General features: G+C 43.6%; 16 protein-coding genes. 6 read left to right on the forward strand and 10 right to left on the reverse strand.

The annotated features are described in order from the left end of the window. Together QVA83_RS15250 and QVA83_RS15255 are read left to right on the forward strand one after the other, a co-directional pair. The coding region (locus tag QVA83_RS15250) for a putative nucleotidyltransferase substrate binding domain-containing protein (RefSeq protein WP_287498645.1) at positions 1–1047 on the forward strand (1047 nt) is incomplete at its 5' end. Between the two features lie 4 nt (positions 1048–1051). Then, positions 1052–1744, forward strand: a complete 693-nt coding sequence (locus QVA83_RS15255; RefSeq protein WP_287498646.1) for a 3'-5' exonuclease — start codon at positions 1052–1054, stop codon at positions 1742–1744. Here the strand turns inward: QVA83_RS15255 and QVA83_RS15260 are convergent. The 3 genes from QVA83_RS15260 to QVA83_RS15270 all read right to left on the reverse strand — a co-directional run bounded on the left by QVA83_RS15260 (position 1719) and on the right by QVA83_RS15270 (position 3988). Beyond that, positions 1719–2705, reverse strand: coding sequence for a GGDEF domain-containing response regulator (locus tag QVA83_RS15260; protein ID WP_287498647.1), 987 nt, complete (start codon positions 2703–2705; stop codon positions 1719–1721). The two genes, QVA83_RS15255 and QVA83_RS15260, sit on opposite strands and share 26 nt — an antisense overlap. A 134-nt stretch (positions 2706–2839) precedes the next feature. Next, entirely contained in the window at positions 2840–3259 is a 420-nt protein-coding gene (locus QVA83_RS15265) for an MAPEG family protein (RefSeq protein WP_014950813.1), read from the reverse strand. A 222-nt stretch (positions 3260–3481) separates the two neighbouring features. Next, positions 3482–3988 carry a fasciclin domain-containing protein gene (locus QVA83_RS15270; protein ID WP_014977475.1) on the reverse strand — a complete coding sequence of 169 codons (507 nt, stop codon included), beginning with the start codon at positions 3986–3988 and terminating at the stop codon, positions 3482–3484. Positions 3989–4273: 285 nt separating this feature from the next. Here QVA83_RS15270 and QVA83_RS15275 point away from each other — a divergent pair, with 285 nt between their 5' ends. Then, on the forward strand, positions 4274–5434 hold the full coding sequence (locus tag QVA83_RS15275) for a tetratricopeptide repeat protein (protein WP_156078863.1): 1161 nt from the start codon (positions 4274–4276) through the stop codon (positions 5432–5434). Between the two features lie 93 nt (positions 5435–5527). Here the strand turns inward: QVA83_RS15275 and QVA83_RS15280 are convergent, their stop codons facing one another. The 5 genes from QVA83_RS15280 to QVA83_RS15300 all read right to left on the reverse strand — a co-directional run bounded on the left by QVA83_RS15280 (position 5528) and on the right by QVA83_RS15300 (position 10439). Next, positions 5528–6367, reverse strand: a complete 840-nt coding sequence (locus QVA83_RS15280) for an isopenicillin N synthase family dioxygenase (RefSeq protein WP_014950810.1) — start codon at positions 6365–6367, stop codon at positions 5528–5530. 169 nt (positions 6368–6536) lie between these two features. After that, positions 6537–7748, reverse strand: coding sequence for a NupC/NupG family nucleoside CNT transporter (locus tag QVA83_RS15285; protein ID WP_014950809.1), 1212 nt, complete (start codon positions 7746–7748; stop codon positions 6537–6539). Positions 7749–7760: 12 nt separating this feature from the next. Then, positions 7761–8384, reverse strand: coding sequence for a uridine kinase (gene udk / locus QVA83_RS15290; RefSeq protein WP_014950808.1), 624 nt, complete (start codon positions 8382–8384; stop codon positions 7761–7763). Between the two features lie 208 nt (positions 8385–8592). Further along, positions 8593–9546 carry a hypothetical protein gene (locus tag QVA83_RS15295; RefSeq protein ID WP_014977472.1) on the reverse strand — a complete coding sequence of 318 codons (954 nt, stop codon included), beginning with the start codon at positions 9544–9546 and terminating at the stop codon, positions 8593–8595. Further along, positions 9546–10439, reverse strand: a complete 894-nt coding sequence (locus tag QVA83_RS15300; protein WP_014977471.1) for a PhnD/SsuA/transferrin family substrate-binding protein — start codon at positions 10437–10439, stop codon at positions 9546–9548. Before QVA83_RS15300 ends, QVA83_RS15295 begins: the two co-directional genes overlap by 1 nt. A 384-nt stretch (positions 10440–10823) precedes the next feature. Between QVA83_RS15300 and QVA83_RS15305 the strand changes: the two genes are divergently transcribed. Together QVA83_RS15305 and QVA83_RS15310 are read left to right on the forward strand one after the other, a co-directional pair. Then, complete coding sequence (locus QVA83_RS15305; protein WP_014977470.1) at positions 10824–14033, forward strand: TonB-dependent receptor; 3210 nt, start codon at positions 10824–10826, stop codon at positions 14031–14033. A 188-nt stretch (positions 14034–14221) separates the two neighbouring features. Then, the gene (locus QVA83_RS15310; protein ID WP_014977469.1) at positions 14222–14905 is read left to right on the forward strand and encodes a type 1 glutamine amidotransferase domain-containing protein; all 684 of its coding nucleotides are present in this window, start codon (positions 14222–14224) and stop codon (positions 14903–14905) included. An 84-nt stretch (positions 14906–14989) separates the two neighbouring features. Here the strand turns inward: QVA83_RS15310 and argR are convergent, their stop codons facing one another. After that, positions 14990–15454, reverse strand: a complete 465-nt coding sequence (gene argR, locus QVA83_RS15315; protein ID WP_014977468.1) for a transcriptional regulator ArgR — start codon at positions 15452–15454, stop codon at positions 14990–14992. Positions 15455–15691: 237 nt separating this feature from the next. Here argR and mdh point away from each other — a divergent pair, with 237 nt between their 5' ends. After that, on the forward strand, positions 15692–16630 hold the full coding sequence (gene mdh, locus QVA83_RS15320; protein WP_014950802.1) for a malate dehydrogenase: 939 nt from the start codon (positions 15692–15694) through the stop codon (positions 16628–16630). A 147-nt stretch (positions 16631–16777) separates the two neighbouring features. Here the strand turns inward: mdh and ppc are convergent, their stop codons facing one another. Next, entirely contained in the window at positions 16778–19399 is a 2622-nt protein-coding gene (gene ppc / locus QVA83_RS15325; RefSeq protein ID WP_014977467.1) for a phosphoenolpyruvate carboxylase, read from the reverse strand. Positions 19400–19589: the final 190 nt, after the last annotated feature.

Raw genomic sequence — 19589 nt, forward strand, 5'->3', positions numbered from 1 at the left:
GATATTATTCGTCATCAGCGGGGAAATGTACTCTTTATTATTGGCGAACTAAGTAAAGCAGAAAACCTGTATGAACTGACTAGGTTGTCCTGGCAATTGCCGCATTATTTCTCAGCCCACGCTAAAAAAGCAGGGGACTACGACATTGCTGGAAAAATTTTATCGCAAGCTACCGATATTATGACAAGAAAGCTTATTGGCTTTTTCCAACAGGCCAATGGAAAGGCGCCTATGATGTTCGCTTGGCTTGTCTATGGCTCTCAAGCTAGAGAAGACCAGACAATGGGCTCAGATCAAGACAACGGGCTTCTTCTTGCACAGCGGCCTAACAAAGCACAAGCTGAATATTTCTCAAAAATGGCAGAGTACGTCTGCAATGGATTGGCAAAATGCGGTATTAAACTGTGTGACGGCAATATTATGGCTAGCAACCCAGACCTTAGGCTTTCGCTTGACGAAGCCATTGAAGAAGCTAAACGATGGGTAAAGGCGCCAACTAAAGATGCGATTATGCACTTTAACATTTTTCTGGATGTTCGCTGTGCAGCCGGTGATGTGAGCTTATTTAAACAGCTACAGCGTAAACGCGCACCGTTAATGCAGCAAAATATGTTTCTAGCTGCGCTTACACGAAACAGTAACGAAATATCAGTTCCACTCTCCATGTTCCAAAAGTTTATTTATGAAAAGGGACGTAAGGAAAAAGACGTAATCGATTTAAAAACAAGAGCCGTTGCGTTAATTAATAATATAGCGCGTATTTACGCGTTAGCTGATGGGGTGACATTGCCCAATACATTAGCCCGATTAGAGGCCCTGTCATCTAATTCACAGCTTTCCAAAAGGGATGCGACTAACCTACGAGATATCTGGCTTTTCCTAAACCGCTTACGTTGGCGACATCAATTGGAAAACAAAGTCACAGACAACCGAGTATCTATATCCAGTCTATCATCGATAGAAAAACACCAGCTAAAGGCTGCTTTCAAAGCTATTGAGAGAACTAATCAGGCGATGGTAATGAAGTTCTCTGGCGGTGTAAGTTAACCTTATGATAAAGCGACTAATTGAAACTTGTTCATCGGCGTTATTCGGCAAAAGCAAATTTAGGAAATCCTTGCGTGACAAAAAGCTGTGTAGCACGCCTTTAGCGTCAGTTGATCTAGAGCTAACCTCTTTAGATCCCTTAACAACACAAATCACATCGATTGGATATGTAAGTGGTTCTGCCGGAAAAATTGCGCTTTCTTCCAGTGGTTATCACGTTATAAATACCTCGGCAGATTTGGGGCAAAGCCCTGTGATCCACGGGTTGACCCTGGATATTTTGCAGCAAGGTGAAGGTATTAAGGAAGCGTTGAAGTCCTTGATACCTCTGTTAGAAAGCCATGTATTGGTTTTTCACAATGCGAGGTTGGATTTGATGGCACTCAATAGTGCCTTCAAGCGTTGTGAATTACCTCAAGTCGACGTCGTTTATATCGATACCCTTCAGCTTGCACTTTATCAGCTAAATAAACAGCATCAGGTATTACCCAGCAATAGCGCGACACTTACCGTTTGTAGACAACGTCTGGGGTTACCTGCATTTCCTGAACACAATGCGTTAGATGATGCGTTAGCAACGCTACAACTGTTTTACGCTCAGCTAAACGAATTGGGAATTACGCTGGAAGATTCTATCGAATCTTTATTTCATACTAATGCCGTGGGACGTTTTAGCCTTGGGCTTTCATCTTCATAGGAGGGGATAAGGTTTCAACTTTGCTAGCCGCTTTCGAAGTAGGGGCAACTAGCTGATTTCGGCCAGAGGTTTTAGCAACATAAAGGTTTTTGTCAGCCTCTAGCATGACGTAATCGATAGTTTTATTGTCATCGGCGTTCTTCACGGCTAGACCTGCGCTTAACGTAACACGCTCATACTCCGAGGCAGCGTGAGGAATATTCAGATCATAAACAGTTCGTAACAAACGCTCGGTCACAGACTTTGCGCCTTCGGCATCAGTGTTCGGCAGAATCACCAAAAACTCTTCGCCACCAATTCTTACTAGTTTGTCCATAGGTCGAAGAAGAGCATCGTTAATCGTTTTACTCACCTTCCATAAACAGCTATCACCGTCTAAGTGGCCATACATATCGTTGAATAACTTGAAGTGGTCTACATCAAAAATGACTAAAGAAAGCGGCGCAACATTGCGCAATCCATCTCTGACTAATCGCGGTAAGTAGTCATCTAAATAATGGCGGTTATAGGCACCCGTAAGCTTATCCACATAGATGAGCTTCTCGAGTAAATCGTTTCTAAGCTTATGATTAATGTGCGACTTGACGCGATTGCGTAGGGTACAAGCATTAACAGGCTTTACGACAAAATCAACGCATCCAGATTCCCAGCATCGAGACTCTTCTTCGTCACTAGATGAAGAGGTGACGAAAATTATAGGAATATGAGCGCATAGCGGCTTTTTTCTTAATAATGCGGTTGTTTGATGCCCGTCGATTTCAGGCATAGACACATCCATAAGGATCAAATCGGGGGTATTATATTTGCAATACTCAATAGCTTCTTTACCCGAGCTGACAGAAGTACAAGCTACAGTGTCTTCAAGTAAGGTTTCCAGAACAAGTCTGCTGCTGGCTTGGTCGTCGACAATCAGTACTTTGCAATCTGCTAAAGTTCGGTCGCCAACTTGTTCATTATACACAAGTACTCCTAAACACAAAGGTGAGTGTTCAGGTTCAAGAGTACGCCTAATTTTAGAAAATGTGGATTAACCAAAAGTTTAATATTTAACCATTTGGTTCAATTTCACTCTTATCTTCTTACTTTATATCGTTTCTACGAAAACAAATTAAACACTGCAAGACCAAATACGCCAAAGGTACACAGCGTGCCTATCATATAAAAATAGCTTCTTGGGCTTGGATTTTTTTCTGTAGCGATTGCGTAATACAGTCCCATATGAATGATGCGACTTAGCGCGTAAATCCAAACAAGTGCTGCAAGTATGCTGGTTGATGCGCCAAGAAAAATGCAAAGAAGAGCTGGGAGCGTAAACTGATGAATATTTTCGAGCGAATTGTGAAATGTTCTGTGGCTTCTGAATACGAAACTATCATGACTCAATTCCTCGCTGACTTTCCCTGGAATATAGCGAGACTGTTTTCTGTGAGCGATAGCGGCAACGATGTTTTGCACGAAAACGGTAAAGCTTATAAGCAAAAGGCCCGCAATACTATATGTGTAGACTGTGAACACGTGAACTCCTTTCTTTATTCCTTGAATGGATTCAGACGACTAGTTGGATGACAACGAAGGCCTGTTTAAATATGCGTATGTTAAACATGCCCGTGACCAACTAACCGTTTAACGTTTCTACGCCGAGACTTGTTGAAGAGATCGAAGCACATGCATAAATCGATGAACGAAAGCACTAATTTTTAGTGCTTTCGTTTTCAGCGCTTTTCTTTGCAAGAGGGATTACAGCGCCGCTTTAACATCGTTTGGAAGCAACACAGTATCGATCACGTGAATAACACCGTTACTCGTCATGATGTCGGCTTTAATCACATTTGCGTCGTTTATCATAACCTTATTCATATCAGTTGAGACCATTACCTTGCTTCCTTCAACGGTAGTGGCATCAGATAGCCCAGCTACATCTTTTGCTGTGACTTTACCCGTTACTACGTGATAAGTGAGAATTTTAACAAGGGTTTGTTTATTCTCAGGTTTCAATAGCATTTCAATGGTGCCTGCCGGCAGTGCAGCAAAGGCTTCATCGGTGGGAGCGAATACAGTGAATGGCCCATCTCCCTTTAGTGTAGTGACCAAGTCTGCAGACTTAACTGCGGTGACAAGTGTTGAGAACATGTCGTTGCTTGCTGCGGTGTCGACAATATCTTTATGTCCATCCTTTGCATGATGGCCAGCAAGCGCTGAGGCACTCAATACAACTAAGAAGAACGCACTAATTAACTTTTTCATACTCTTTCCTTTTTCCTATTACATTACGTTAAGTGAAATTCAACATCCTTCGTTTCGCCAACTACTGACCTACGCCACTGAAAGCTACTGAATTGAGAATTGTTACGGCACTTCAGGGAAATTTGATGATTAACTTTGTGTAATGCCAAGTCGCAATGTATGAGCACCTAATGAAGCGAGTAAAATTATGCATTGAACGAGCTTTAAACTGAGTTGTAAATAAAATGTAAATTCATGGCGCGCTGCTATACTTAATCTATCGAGTAAATAAGAAAGGTGCCTATTATGAATGCTCGACTCGCTGTTCCTTTGTTGTTATGCATGGTGCTTGCCGCTTGCCAATCTACTGATAATCAGCATGTAAAAGCTGCGCCCACTTTGTTAAATGACAGTCTCTTTCCTTCCTATACATTATTTCCCGTAGAGTCTTCAGATGAAATTTTTTACTTAGACGAAGACGCACAGTTTTTTGCTGAGCAAGCGGTCTATGAAAAAAGCGCGCTGCAAAAGAATGTAAAAGGGTTAGTGAAGGCCATATTTGACCATTCTGATCAGGGAATGCTTTACAGAAACGGTGCTAACACCACAGCAAATACTACGTTCAATAATAGAGCCGCGAATTGCTTGTCTCTTTCCATTATGACGTATGCTTTGGCTAAACATGTAGGGCTACAAGCCACGTTCTACGAAGTAGAAATTCCTGAATACTGGACGCGTCGAGAAGGGTACAGTTTACTAAATGGTCATATTAACTTACGAGTTCAACTTCCAGAAGATCCCAATGTCGTCTCGATTGGAGGAAGTTTTGCGGACGTGGATTTCGACCCCCAAACCCTCAGAAGTTACTTTCCTAGAATCGCTGTGTCAGAGGAAAAAGTTATAGCGATGTTCTACAACAATAAGGGAGCTGATGCGCTTGTTGCCAACAGTTATACCAAGGCCTATAGCTATTTTAGGGCTGCTGCTACCATCGCACCGGAACTGGCCCAAAGTTGGGTCAATCTTGGAGTACTCTATCGAATGGCCGATGCGTACGAACAAGCAGAGGCGGCCTACAAGCATGCTTTATCTTTGAATAGTGAAAACCTCACAGCATGGGAAAATTTATCGATACTTTACCGTTATCAAGATAGGTTTGAAGAGGCGAAAACAATCAACCAAATGGTGGATACTAAACGCCAAAGCAATCCCTTTTACCACTATATATTGGGTGAACAAGCTTTCGATAATGAAGAGTACGAGGCAGCGATATCATATTATCTAAAGGGACTAAAACTTGATAATACCCGTCATGAAATTCTGTTTGGATTAGCGAAAACGTATTTTGAAAGTGGAGACATAACCAACGCTGAGCAATACTTGTCTCGCGCTATCAAGCATGCAAACAACAGGCAAGACAAGTCTCGTTATCAGTCCAAATTATCAGCTTTAGCGAATAATCAATGAAGTGGGTGTTGAGAAGGTAGGCGGTATAATTCAGGCAAAAAAAAGCCGCAGACTAGCTGCGGCAAAAGAATAACACTACAAAAGGAACTTAATTTATATAACGCCCAGCTCACGAAGGCGCTCTTGCAGGTATGACCCTGCGGTATGACGTTCTGAAAGAACAACATCTGGTCTGGGGTGTAAGAACAGTGGCAATGAAATACGAGATTTCGTCATGTCAGCACCATCTGGGTTTACAACCCTATGCGTAGTTGATGGGAAGTATCCGCCAGATGCTTCTTGAAGCATATCGCCAATATTCACAATCAAGTTCCCGAAATCACACGGAACTTCAATCCAACTACCGTCTTTAGCTTGTACTTGCAATCCAGGCTCGTTGGCTGCAGGCAAGATAGTAATCAAATTAATATCTTCGTGAGCAGCTGCGCGAATTGCGTCTACTTCTTCATCACCTTTTAGTGGTGGGTAGTGCAGTATACGTAGCAAGGTTTGATCAGAATCTTTGATCATGTCACCCAGCGGTTGACTGTACTTATCGCTCACCTCTGAAGGAGAATGTTTTTCTATCCAACCCAATAGCTCTTTCGCTAGTGTGTTTGCTTCCCCATAGTACTGGGAAATCTGCGGGTGTAGCGCTTCTGGACACTGACCCCACGGATAGAAGTGGTAATACTCTTTAATGTCTTTTTTCGTAAAGCCTTTGGCTACCTCAGATACGCTCTGAGGGAAAAATCCGTCTTGTTTACCCTTGTTGTACAGGTAATCGTTCTTCTCTTCACTGTCGAAGAAGCCCTGCCAATTGTCGTAAATACCTTGAACTAATGACTGTTGGATAGGGTGATTTTTTAAAACACCGAACCCTGTCTCGCGAAGTGACTTCACGAATTCTTCTTGTGCGTTTTCCGCTTGGTAATCAACAGCAACTAATTGCATAACTTTATCCCGTATATTTTGACTGCGGCATTATAAAGGTAGACGGGCTACAGAAAAAAGTCGCAGAAATTGACATAAATCAACCCCGCGAGGAATTTGCGCGTAATTTACAGAAACCTGACCAGTTAGTCTAGTAAAATCTTGACCAACTGGTCCAAATTAATGAAATTTAACCAAGAGAGAGGTAAAAGCCCGCTAGCGCGGCACTCATTAAGTTAGATAACGTTGCAGCAATAACAGCTTTTAACCCCAGTCTCGCAATTTCTTTTCTGCGTGTTGGTGCCATGGCACCAATTCCACCCATCAAAATAGCGATAGAAGAGAAGTTTGCAAAACCACAAAGTGCAAAGGTGATAATGGCCTGAGATGCTTCAGATAGCTGTGATTGGTTCTCTAGGAAGTTTAGGTAGGCAACAAATTCGTTAACTACCATTTTCTGACCAATAAAGCTGCCTGCAAGTTGCGCTTCCTCCCATGGTACGCCGATTGCCCATGCAAGAGGTTGAAGCACATAACCCAGGATCCCTTCAAACGTCACGTTTTCATAGCCAAATAATCCTGCTGTCCAGCCAATAAGGCCGTTAAACATGGCAATAAGTGCTATGAAAGCGAGTAGCATTGCACCTACGTTTAACGCAAGTTGCATGCCTGATGCAGCGCCACTGGCGGCTGCATCAAATACATTGGCGTAGCCGGTATCTTCCGCATCTACGTCATGTAAATCTTCATTTGGCTTACTGGTTTCTGGCAACATGATTTTTGCCATAAGTAAGCCACCTGGCGCAGCCATAAAGCTAGCTGCTAGCAAATACTTAAGATCTACCCCCATGCCAGCGTAGCCCGCCATTACTGAACCAGCAATTGACGCCAAACCACCCACCATAATGGCAAATAGCTCAGAGCTCGTCATGTGTGGAATAAAAGGGCGAACCACAAGAGGCGCTTCTGTTTGGCCCACAAAAATGTTGGCAGCAGAAGACATGGATTCAGGTCGGCTAGTTCCCAGCGCTTTCTGTAAAAAGCCACCGATAACCTTGATGATCAAACCCATTACTTTGAGGTGATAAAGAACGGCAATAAGCGCCGAGAAAAACACGATAACTGGAAGCACGTTAAAGGCAAAAATAAACGCGATCGACTTGTCACCAATAGGACCGAACAAGAAATTAATGCCTTCTTGGCTATAAGCAATGATGTTGGCGACAAAACGCGTTGCGCTCAACAATACTTCTTTACCAGGTTCAGAATACAGGACAAACGCGCCAACGGATGCTTGAATAGCAAATGCGCCACCAACGGTGCGCCAATTTATATTGCGTTTCGCCGATGATAACGCGAAGGCAATACCCAGAAGGACTGCAATGCCCAGTAAACTCACCATAGTAATGTTCCCTTAAAGAAGCGCTTGCTGAATGTGTGATTTGATCACATCTAATGCAATTTGGTTTTTGCCACCTTGCGTCACTACTACGTCGGCAGTGAAGCGGCTAGGTTCGATAAATTGATGATACATAGGCTTAACAGTTTCTTCGTACTGTTTTGCCACAGATTCAATACTACGACCGCGTTCTTTTAGGTCGCGCATCATTCTGCGCATCAAACAAATATCAAGAGGAGTATCAATGAAGATCTTCACGTCGTACAAAGGAAGTAGATCAGTACGAGCAAGTAGCATGATACCTTCAAGAATAATGACTGGCGCAGGATTTAGACGCTCAGTTTCAGGCAAACGCGTATGCGTTTTATAGCAGTAATGTGGATAGTCAATAGGCTGACCATCGCGCAATGCTTGCAAGTGTGCTTTCAAAAGCTCATGTTCAAAGGCATTCGGGTGATCATAGTTGTTCTTCTCACGTTGCTCCATGGGAAGATGATCTTGCGCACGGTAGTAGTGATCTTCGCGCAGCACTTGAACAGGGCGGCCTTGAGCACTGAAGCCGTTAAACAAATTTTTTGTAAAAAGAGACTTCCCAGAGCCAGAAGCTCCAGAAATGGCAATAATAAGTGGCGATTGCATAGTACTATAAAGCTGATTTTGTTGGTGCAAAGATACGCGTTTAGGCCTCGCGAATCAATGTTATATTCACAAGTTCTCGGTTTTTGGATCGGTCTTTGCTAGAACTTTATCGTATTTTCAAGGTATTGCAGGGTGTTTAGTCAGCATGCAAAAAATACCAAAAAGTTCTCCAAGTGGTCAGTTTTTAACTGAACAAGTCAAAATATCGCTAGTTACCAATTATCTCTATATCGTCGTCCTTAATACTCGGTAATGCATACGAATGCTGCTTTGAGCGAGAGCCCTCACCTTGCGCTCTGGGTGGGTAGTAGGTCTCTTTTTCATCAACATAACCAGAAAATACATCGTCAAGTGCTGCGCGTATTTCGCTGAGGGTTTTATCTAAATTTGCATTGAAATCTGGGCGTTTTCGCTTGGTATGGCCCAATTCGATTAATCGACCAAAACTCTTGTTGGCCAGAGCCAGTAGTTCAGTCGGAACGTCTTTATGTGGCTGTAGAGGCTGATCGGGGTGCTCTATACAATATTTTACTAGAGCCGTGTAAAAGCACAGTGGTTTATTCTGCAACGTGATGGCTTTGTCATCGATTCCGTTAGAAATCGTTTTATCTTTTAAGTTGATTACGAGTTTTGGGGAAGGAGGGATAACTTCTTCTAAGGTTGCGCGTTTCCTTTTGGTTTTACTCGAAACAGCAAAAAATGGTGTAACGAGTAATGATGCGATAAGCGCAGTCCAACTAAAAGCAAAAGTACTGGTGACGGCTTTACTTCGCATCTCTACCTTAATGACTTGTTCAGCGTTGACGAAATTTGCCGTAAAAGACAAAGGGTAACCCGTAAAGTCTTCATTGCTCGTCACAATATCTTGGATTCCTCTGACTAGAACGGGGTAGTTTTCGTCCTTAAGCGTGCCGTTTAGTTTTCCAAGATAACGGTAAATGGCGAACTGATTTACAGGCGTGTTAAGGGTGTTGTTTCCAACGTCTAAAAACGCGCTGTCTAGGCTTACCCTTCGCTCTACCTTATCAAGTGCACGGTGAAGAGAAGTATGGTGTGAAAAGTATTGTGCAGTCAAAGCGATGCATTGGAAACATGCTAACAAGACAAGACCATTAAAGATGATAAAGGCTTTGGGCTTAAAATATATTCTCTTACTACCCATTAGTTACACCCTTCCTCTAATGTAATAGTTTTGTAATAAGGTCTAGGATGAGACATTGCAACTTCATGAATTACCGACTGTATAGCGCAAAATAAGTCTGTGTTTTGCGTCTGCATTTTCAAATACCATTGCATTCCACTTACACTTTCCTGCAGCGGCGTTGCATAGTTTCTTGAGAAGTTGTCTTTGTCTTCTTCTGCCCAATATGAGGAGATAATATCAATATCACCCGCGAGCAAAGCTCGTCGCAGTTCTTGGTGAGAACTGAAGTAAACAATATCTAAATTGGAGTCACTGAGTCCGAGGTTCTGCAAAACAGTTTTGGGAACAATATGACCAGAACGGCTGCTCGGATAATCGAGCAATCCTATCTTTTTACCTAGCAAGTACTCTTTAGATAGTAGAGGTCGTTCTCTTAGCGCGATAAAAAAAGCTGAGTAGTCAGGATGCGATGCTACTTTGGTTAATCCATAAATTTGGTCAGCCCCGAACGCATCTACGACATTACTTTTCACCAGCGCTAAATCAACAACGCCATGATTAATGTATCGAAAGGTATCGTAATCACTTTGGCCTATTGTAACTTTAACTTCACCGTATTGGCGCTTAATCGTTTTATCATTGCATAGGCGCTCGCTTGCCATTTCAGCAATTCTACCGTCAGTAACATACACAGAAAAGACGTCGCTATTGCCCTGTAAATCAGTTTTGCAGGTCAAATATTGACCGGTTTGTGGGGCGATGTCACTATACTCATCGGAATTTTGAAAATAGTTTATCGAACCGCACACAAGTGCAGCTAAGATAAAAATTATCCACTTTCCGGTAGCAACAATTCTGAAATTCGTCAAAAAAACGACCAAATGAATTAACGATTTATATAGTGATTTCATCAGTTAAGGTTATTTATTGCAATAGGTAAATTTATTTTATTGTGTTAACTCATTGAAAAGTTATGTATTTTTATGAGTAAACCTGATTTTTATTAAACGCTGTTTATTAGTAGCATATCTGCCAAGAATAGAATCAGCTATTCGTCGCAGATTGACAATAATAATAACAAGTAAATTAACCTGACCATATGGTCAAGTATTATTTTGCAAACTCAATAGCCTCGGGCGATTGCTGTTAAATAAAAATATAAAATTGTAATAAATTTGACACGAACCTTTACGACAATTTGTCGGGTTCAGTGAAAGTCATAGGTTTTATGTAGTACTTTTTGCACTACACTAGGCCGAGTAAAAAAGAATTTTAAACAAAAGGGAAACACACACATGAACTTCAAAGCAAAGCTAAGTCGCGTAGCGATCGCTGTTGCTGTTGCTGCAGGTTTGGCTGGTACAGCCACGGCACAGACAACAACGTCGTCTATTCGAGGCAATGTTGTCACTGAAGCTGGCTCAGACCTTTCTGGCGCGACAGTCACAATTAAACACGAACCTACAGGTACTTCCTCGGTCGCGACCACAAATGAAAACGGCACTTTTTCTTCGCGCGGTCTTCGCGTGGGTGGCCCTTATACTATCACTATTTCAGGTGATGGTTTCGTTCCTGCGAAAGTAGAAAACGTTTATCTTTCTCTAGACCAAGCGTTGGATCTTCCAATTCAACTTGAGTCGTCTCGTAGCACTGAAGTTATTACTGTAACTGGTAGTACTGCAGGCACTGGGTATACTAATGAAGCTCTTAGCACAAGTCTAGGTCTTCAAGCGCTTCAGCAAGTAGTATCGATTGACCGTGATATTACAGATGCGGCTCAACTTGACCCTTTTGCATCAGTAAACGTTCAAAGCGGTGGTTCAAAAGAGCTTAGCATTGCGGGTGCGAATAATAAGTTCAATTCTTTGACAGTGGATGGTGTAGCATTAAACGACCGTTTCGGCCTTAACGCTAACGGTTACCCTACTCAGCGCTCTCCAATTTCTTATGATGCAATTGAATCTTTGTCAATCCAGACCGCGCCGTTTGACGTTGAGTATAACGGGTTTACCGGTGGTACAATCAACGCTGTAACCAAATCAGGCACGAACGAATTCCACGGCTCAGTTGGTTACTATTACACTGACGATTCATTCGCTGGCGATAACAATGGTGATGAAGAATTCAATCTTGATTTCGAAGAAGAAACGTTTGTTGCCACTTTAGGTGGTCCGTTAATAAAAGATAAGCTCTTTTTCTTTGTAGCTTACGATAAATTTGAATCTGTAGCACCGCTTAATCGTGGGCCTGCTGGGTCAGGCGCCGTTAATGAAGTTCCAAATATCACGCTAGATGATGTTGCCCAAGTTTCTCAAATCGTTTCTGACGTTTGGGGCTTTGACATAGGCAACTTCCAGAAAGACGATGTACAAGACGAGAAAGTTCTTGCAAATATCGATTGGAATATCAACGATGATCACCGCGCTAAGTTTACTTATATGCTTACCGACGGTAACTCAATCAATGAGCAAAATGGTAACAACTTCCTAGCGCAAGACGAAGTACTTGGCGCATCTTCTGCGTGGTATGACCGCTCAGAAAAGGTTGAAAGTTTCATTGCACACGTCTTCTCTGACTGGACTTCAGACTTCTCTACACAGTTCAAAGTAGCAAAAACAACGCAAGCTACAGGCCAAGAGTCGCTAAATGGTTCTGAGTTCCCTAACTTTGCCGTTTTCCTACGTGAAGTCGATGGCGATGAAAATTACTTGACGATTGGTCCAGACCGCTTCCGTCACGGTAACTCTCTTGATCAGGACTTCTTCCAAGTTAAACTAGTTGGTATTTACACAACTGGCGACCACATCATGAAGTTTGGTTATGAGCGTGAAGAAGTTGACGTAAATAACCTATTTGCACAAAACTCTGAAGGTTCATACCTATTTAACAGCCTAGAAGACCTTGCAAATGCTGAAGCTTCTGCGCTGCTTTACAATAATGCTATTACAAACGATGAGAACGACCTTCGTGCGATCTGGGGTTACAACTACAACTCACTTTACTTCCAAGATTCTTGGGAAGCGACAGCTGAGTTAACTATTGACGCTGGTATCCGTTATGACTGGTATGAAGCTGAAGGCTCTATCCGCGAGAACCAAAACTTTGTAGACCGCTACGGCTATTCAAACACCAATGATGTTGATGGGCTGGATGTAATTCTTCCTCGTGTGTCATTCCAGTGGTATGCGTCTGATTATACAACTGTACGTGGTGGTATTGGTCGCTTCTCTGGTGGGGCGCCAAGCGTTTGGGTATCAAACAGCTACTCAAATGACGGCGTAATTTCTGACAATTATCAAGACTTTGGTTCTGGTCAGACATACCAAGTTCCTACTACACCAGATGCTGCTACAGGCCAGTACATTCCACAGAACATTCTTGACCAGCTTGCTAACATTGACCCAGATGGCGATGTGAACGCGCTGGCAGATGACTTTGATATACCTACAACTTGGAAAGTAAGCTTAGGTGTTGCGCACGAGCCAGAGATGGAAGAACTAGAAGGTTGGTTGTTCTCTGCTGATGTGCTTTACAACAAGCTTGAAAATGCTACTTACTGGTATGATCAACGCTGCGAAAACCCAGTTAGTACAGCGCCTGATGGTCGTGGTGTTTATGACTGTAGCGAAGGTCCAGAAGCTATCGTAACAAGCTCAATTGATGAAGGTGATTCAATATTATACGCCTTGTCTGCTTCAAAAGCTTGGGATACCTCTTATGGCTCATTCGACTTCTTTACAAGTTATACTTATGCTGACGTAGAAGATATCGGCTATGGTACATCTTCAACTGCGACATCTAACTACTCCGACTTTGCTGCTTATGATCGTCAACAACCACAAGCTGGCACGTCTAACTTCCAGACCGAGCACCTTTGGAAAATGCGCTTCAATTGGAAGAAAGAGTTAATTGACGGCTATGAAACGACTGTTTCAATCTTTGCCGAGCGTCGCTCTGGCCAGCCTTATAGCTACACATTCGATGAAAACAACGCATGTGTGCTAGATGTTGGTGGTGGTCGTTGTGCGCGTGAAAGCCGTAACGATGATGCAGGACACCTGCTTTACGTTCCAGATGGCATCAATGATCCATTGTTTGCAGCAACTTCATTTGGTGGTGACCTAGCAGCTCAGCAAGAGTTCATCGACTATATTAATAGTTCAGAGCTAGCTCAGTACAAGGGTGGAATTGCTGAACGTAATGGCGACAACTCTCGCTGGTCAACAATCATTGATGTGCGTATTCAACAAGAACTACCAGCGCTTTACCCTGAGCATAAGTTGACGGTTTTCTTTGATATAGAAAACTTCGGTAACCTACTGAATGACGATTGGGGCCGCATCGAGCGTACTCGCTATGAATATGAGCGTGCTGTAGTTTCTGCAAATATCGTAGATGGTCAATATGAATATTTTGACTTGAACAGTGATTCACGTATTAAAAACCTAGAAGTGCTTGACCAATCAGTATGGCAAGTTCAGTTCGGTATTAAATACGACTTCTAATTACTTAGTTTAAAAAAGTTGTAGTGTTAGGTGCCACTCTCCTTAACAGGAAGTGGCACTTTTTTATGTCTGCGATTTATCTCACACACCTGTTACTTACCGCGCATAGCCTTTGCTTATGATCTAAGTCCCTCCACTACACGAATTAACTGACGAGAAAATTTTTTAAATGCTCGCAAGGAGGGCTTATGACAAAACGTATGCTAATGGTAATGACGTCTCATGAAATAATGGGTGATACGGGTAAGAAAACAGGCATGTGGTTAGAAGAGTTCGCAGCGCCATATTACGCATTTAAAGATCAAGACTATACGATTACCCTTGCGTCGCCAATGGGAGGCCAAGTACCTATCGACCCAAATAGCCTTGCAGATGATGCGATGACAGACGACGCAATAAGATATACAAAAGATGAACTGGCGCGAAGTGCAATGGCGTCGACCATACCGCTTGAAGATGTGCGTGCTGAAGAATTTGACGCCGTATTTTACCCGGGCGGTCACGGCCCTTTGTGGGACCTTTCTGACAACGCGCACTCGATTAAGTTAATCGAAGACACAATTGCAGCGAATAAGCCTGTTGGTGCAGTGTGCCACGCTCCAATCGTGCTTAAGGACGTTAAAACTCCAGATGGCAAGTACTTAGTTGATGGTAAACAGGTAACTGGATTTTCAAACAGCGAAGAAGCGGCAATGGAACTCACTGACGTAGTGCCTTACTTAGTTGAAGATGAGCTAGTCAAAAAGGGTGGAAAATATGAAAGTGCCGACGATTTCGCCGTAAAAGTGTGTACTGATGGCTTGTTGGTAACGGGACAGAATCCACCATCGTCACGCCCCGCAGCAGATGCGCTAATTAAGCTTTTATCTTAGGAAAGCTTCAGTTAATTACCGAGTCAGAAACCGCATCTTGTATGCGGTTTCTTATTTTTTGATTGTCAGCTTTTGGAGCCATGGCTAAACGTTTTCAAATAAATCTTCAACGCGTTGTCTTAATTCTTCAATTCTTGTCACGTCAGCAGGGGCAATAAAAATCGTGTCATCACCCGCAATCGTCCCTAATACGCCATCTTTTTTACTCAATGAATCAAGTAGACGAGCAATAAGCTGTGCAGCACCAGGGCTGGTTCTAATGATTACCATTACGTTGTTGTGAACGATATCCAGTACTAGCTGTTTAAGAGGGCTTTTAGCCGTAGGCATACCTAGCTCTGGAGGCAAGCAATACACCATGTCACCTCGGGCATTTCGCGTGCGTACCGCGCCGAATTTGCTTAGCATTCTAGAGATTTTAGACTGGCTGATATTGTCGAAGCCTTGTGCTTTTAATGCATCAACAATTTCACCCTGTGAACCGTAACTTTCTGCTTTAAGAATTTCTTTAAAAGCTTTGATGAGTAGCTCTTGTTTTGCGTTTGCCATTAGCGCTCTTTTCTTTTTTGAGGGTTATCGTTAGGAATTATATTTAGTATGCGTATATTGTGCCGTACAGGTAGACTTTGCGCAATTTCTTTGCATAATCATTCATGATAATGAATATCGAGATAAAATCGCCATAAATAACGTTAATAAGACGATCCGGTGATTGAGTTTTCCCCCGCGTTGCATTAGTGTGACGTTCCGTTTAAATACGTGAAGTAATCCCATAGGAGAAATGGTATGAAAGTAGCCGTGTTAGGTGCTGCCGGTGGTATTGGTCAGGCGCTGTCTTTGTTGTTGAAAACACAATTGCCAGCAGGTTCAGATTTAGCGCTTTACGACGTAGCGCCAGTTGTTCCTGGTGTTGCCGTTGATTTGAGCCACATCCCCACTGCGGTAAAAGTAACCGGTCACGGTAAAGATGACCTAGCTGATGCACTAACTGGAGCAGACGTTGTTCTAATTCCAGCGGGTATGCCTCGTAAGCCAGGTATGGATCGCTCTGATCTATTCAACATCAACGCCGGCATTGTTAAAAACCTAATCGAAGGTGTAGCTGATAACTGCCCGAACGCGTGTGTTGGTATCATCACTAACCCAGTTAACACTACTGTTGCTATTGCAGCTGAAACGCTTAAAGCAAAAGGCGTTTACGACAAGAATAAGCTTTTCGGTGTAACGACACTAGACGTTATCCGTGCTGAAACGTTTGTTGCTGAACTTAAAGGTGTAGACGTATCTTCTGTGCACGTACCGGTAATCGGTGGTCACTCTGGTACAACTATCCTTCCTCTACTTTCACAAGTTGAAGGCGTAGAGTTCACAGACGAAGAAGTTGCTAGCCTAACTACTCGTATCCAAAACGCGGGTACTGAAGTTGTTGAAGCTAAAGCGGGCGGCGGTTCTGCAACCCTATCAATGGGTCAAGCAGCGGCACGCTTCTGTCTATCTCTAGTTGCAGCAATGCAAGGTGAGAACGTTGTTGAGTACACTTATGTACAAACTGACGACAGCGACGACGCAGCATTCTTTGCACATCCAGTTCGCCTAGGCGCAAACGGTGTTGAAGAAATCTTGCCATACGGCGAGCTAAGCGCATTTGAAGAAAAAGCGAAAAACGACATGCTTGAAGGCCTACGTGGCGACATCAAGCTAGGCGTAGACTTCGTAAACGGCTAGTAACGCCTGAAGCGGATGTACTAGCATCTGCTAGAAAAGGCTGGATACGTTCTTACGTACCCAGCCTTTTTTGCATTTAAGACATTACAAAAAAAGCCTGCTCAATGAGCAGGCTTTTCATTATAACGTTACGCGTTCACTTAGGCTCTAGCCTGTATTACGCATACCAATTGCAATACCCGCGATGGTAACCATCATGGCACGCTCTAGGCTAGTGTTTTGTGCATCGTCACCGGCTTTACGAATACGATCCAGAAGCTCAATTTGCAGGTAGTGAAGGGGCTGAAGATATCCTGCACGGATCTCCATAGACTCTTTACCCTGCGGGTCGTTCTTCATGATGTCGCCGTCACCGGTTATAGCCAACAGCGACGAGATGCTTTCTTTAAGCTCGCTACGCAATGCTTCTCCAAAGTGTTTAAGCTCTTTGGGTACCAAGCGCTCATCATAAGCTTCGCTGATTCGCGGATCGGCTTTATGGAACACCATGTCCAGCATTGAAAGACGTGAACGATAGAACGGCCATTCGCTGAACATCTCGTTAACCACTTTTTCATTTTCCGGTGTCTTCACGCTATCGATAGCGCGCATAACGCCTAACCAGCTTGGCAGTACCAAACGGGTTTGTGCCCAGGCAAATATCCATGGAATCGCACGTAGGCTCTCAATACCACCTTGTGGCTTACGCTTCGCTGGACGACTACCTAGTGGGAGTTTGCCTAACTCTTGCTCTGGCGTTGCAACACGGAAGTAAGGTACGAACTCTTTATCGTGACGCACGGTTGCACGGTAGTTATCGCGACCTTGGGCTGCCATTGCAGTTATAAGCTCTCGCCATTCTTCTTTTGGTGCCGGAGGCGGGAATAACATGGCTTCAATTATGGCGCTGGCGTAAATACCTAGGCTGCGTTTAGCCAGCTTAGGCATACCGAATTTATAGCGAATAGTTTCGCCTTGCTCAGTTACACGGAAGCCGCCGTCTAGCGAGCCAGGAGGCTGAGAGTAAATGGCAGCATGTGCTGGCAAGCCACCACGACCAATTGTACCGCCACGGCCGTGGAATAGCGTCAGGCTTACGTCAAACTCATCAGCAATCGCAACCAAGGCTTCTTGTGATTGGTATTGAGCCCAGCCCGCAGCAAGTGCACCTGCGTCTTTGGCTGAATCTGAATAACCAATCATAACGAATTGACGACCTTTAACGTAACCGCGATACCAGTCGATAGACAGAAGTTTGCGCATTACGTCAGGCGAGTTGTTCAAATCGTCTAGCGTCTCGAACAATGGCGCCACTGGCATTGGCCAATCTACACCACTTTCTTGAAGTAGCAGCTGAACGGCCATAACGTCCGATGGCTCACTGGCCATAGAGATAATATAGATACCAAAACCGTGTTTGCTGTGCTTCGCAATTACCTTACAGGTATCAAGCACTTCTTTCACGTCATCAGACGCATCCCATTGAGCAGGGAATAGCGGGCGTTTTGAGCCAAGCTCGCGCAATAAGAACGCTTGCTTGTCGGCTTCGCTCCACTGAGCATAATCACCAAGACCTAGGTAGCGTGTTAGTTCGCTGAAAACGTCTGCATGACGTTCAGAGTCCTGACGCACGTCAAGGCGCAGAAGGTGAATGCCAAATACACGAGCACGACGAATAGTGTCTAGCAGCAGACCGTTTGCTACAACTTGCATTCCGCAGTCTAACAGTGACTGGTAGCAAAGCATCAGTGGTTCAATTAGCTCATCATCACTTTCAACCCAGTTTGAAGTATCTGGGTTTTTACCTGCTAAGTAGTCGCTAATGCCATCGCGGGTTGCGATGAACTTGTCCACAAGTGGACGAAGAAGGGCGCGGTATGGCTCGTTGGCGTCGCCGACTTTTTCGCGTAACGCGTCGTTGCAGTCGTACATTGAAAGCTCAACTTGCAAGCGATCAAGATCAATCGCGAAAAGCTTGGCCGCACGTTTTCTAGCAAGTAATAATACTTGCTCAGTCACTTTTGACGTTACAAATGGGTTGCCGTCTCTGTCGCCGCCCATCCAAGAGCTAAACTGAACGGGAGACGCATCTAGTGGCAGTGATACTTCATAATCTTCGTTTAGGCGACCATCAAGCTCGCGCATAAAGTCTGGCACTGCTTCCCATAATGAGTTTTCAATAACAGAGAAGCCCCAGCGTGCCTCATCAACCGGTGTTGGACGTACTGAACGAATTTCTTCAGTGTGCCAAGCCTGTGCAATAAGGTCAGCAATACGGGTTTCAATTTTCTTACGCTCAACATCATTAAGCGACTCTTGGTGAATAGCCTGAAGGCAGTTCGCCAATTCTTTATGTTTGTGAATAAGTGTACGGCGCGTAACCTCAGTTGGGTGCGCGGTCAGTACAAGATCGATGTTCAGTTTTGCAACCGCATCCTGCACTTTTTCAGCTGTTAATTCAGCTTTATCTAGGTGTTTAAATAGTGCATCAATAGACGCATCAACATTCATTGCCGCATTGTATTCTTGCTCAGCAATGTTGCCCAAATTCAAGAATTGTGCGAATGCACGGCCAACAGTAAGCAAATCGCTGTCAGACATTGTTTTGAAAGTTTCTTTCAGTTCTTCGCTACATGTAGCGTCTCCCTGATAAGAAGCTCGGCCGCCTTTACGAATCTTTTCAATACGGTCTAGCCACTCTTGACCCAATTGATTTTTGATTGTTTCACCTAAGGTTTTACCTAGGTATCGAACGGTATCTTTCAGTTCAGCATCGTAGTGTGTTTGCATGCTATCCTCCTAAATATATGGCCTTAACCATACTGTGTCCTTTGCGACTTGTCTAACCACTTTCGGTTATAATTTACAACATTTTGATACTTTTGCACCCTAGTTAACATTGCTCAAAGCAAGATATTTTGTGGTGTGATACACTCTTGCACCGGAAAATGCAGAAACATTCTCGCGTTATGCGTTTTGT

This window comes from Alteromonas sp. AO-Serp (assembly GCF_017849675.1).
Lineage (GTDB): Bacteria > Pseudomonadota > Gammaproteobacteria > Enterobacterales > Alteromonadaceae > Alteromonas > Alteromonas macleodii.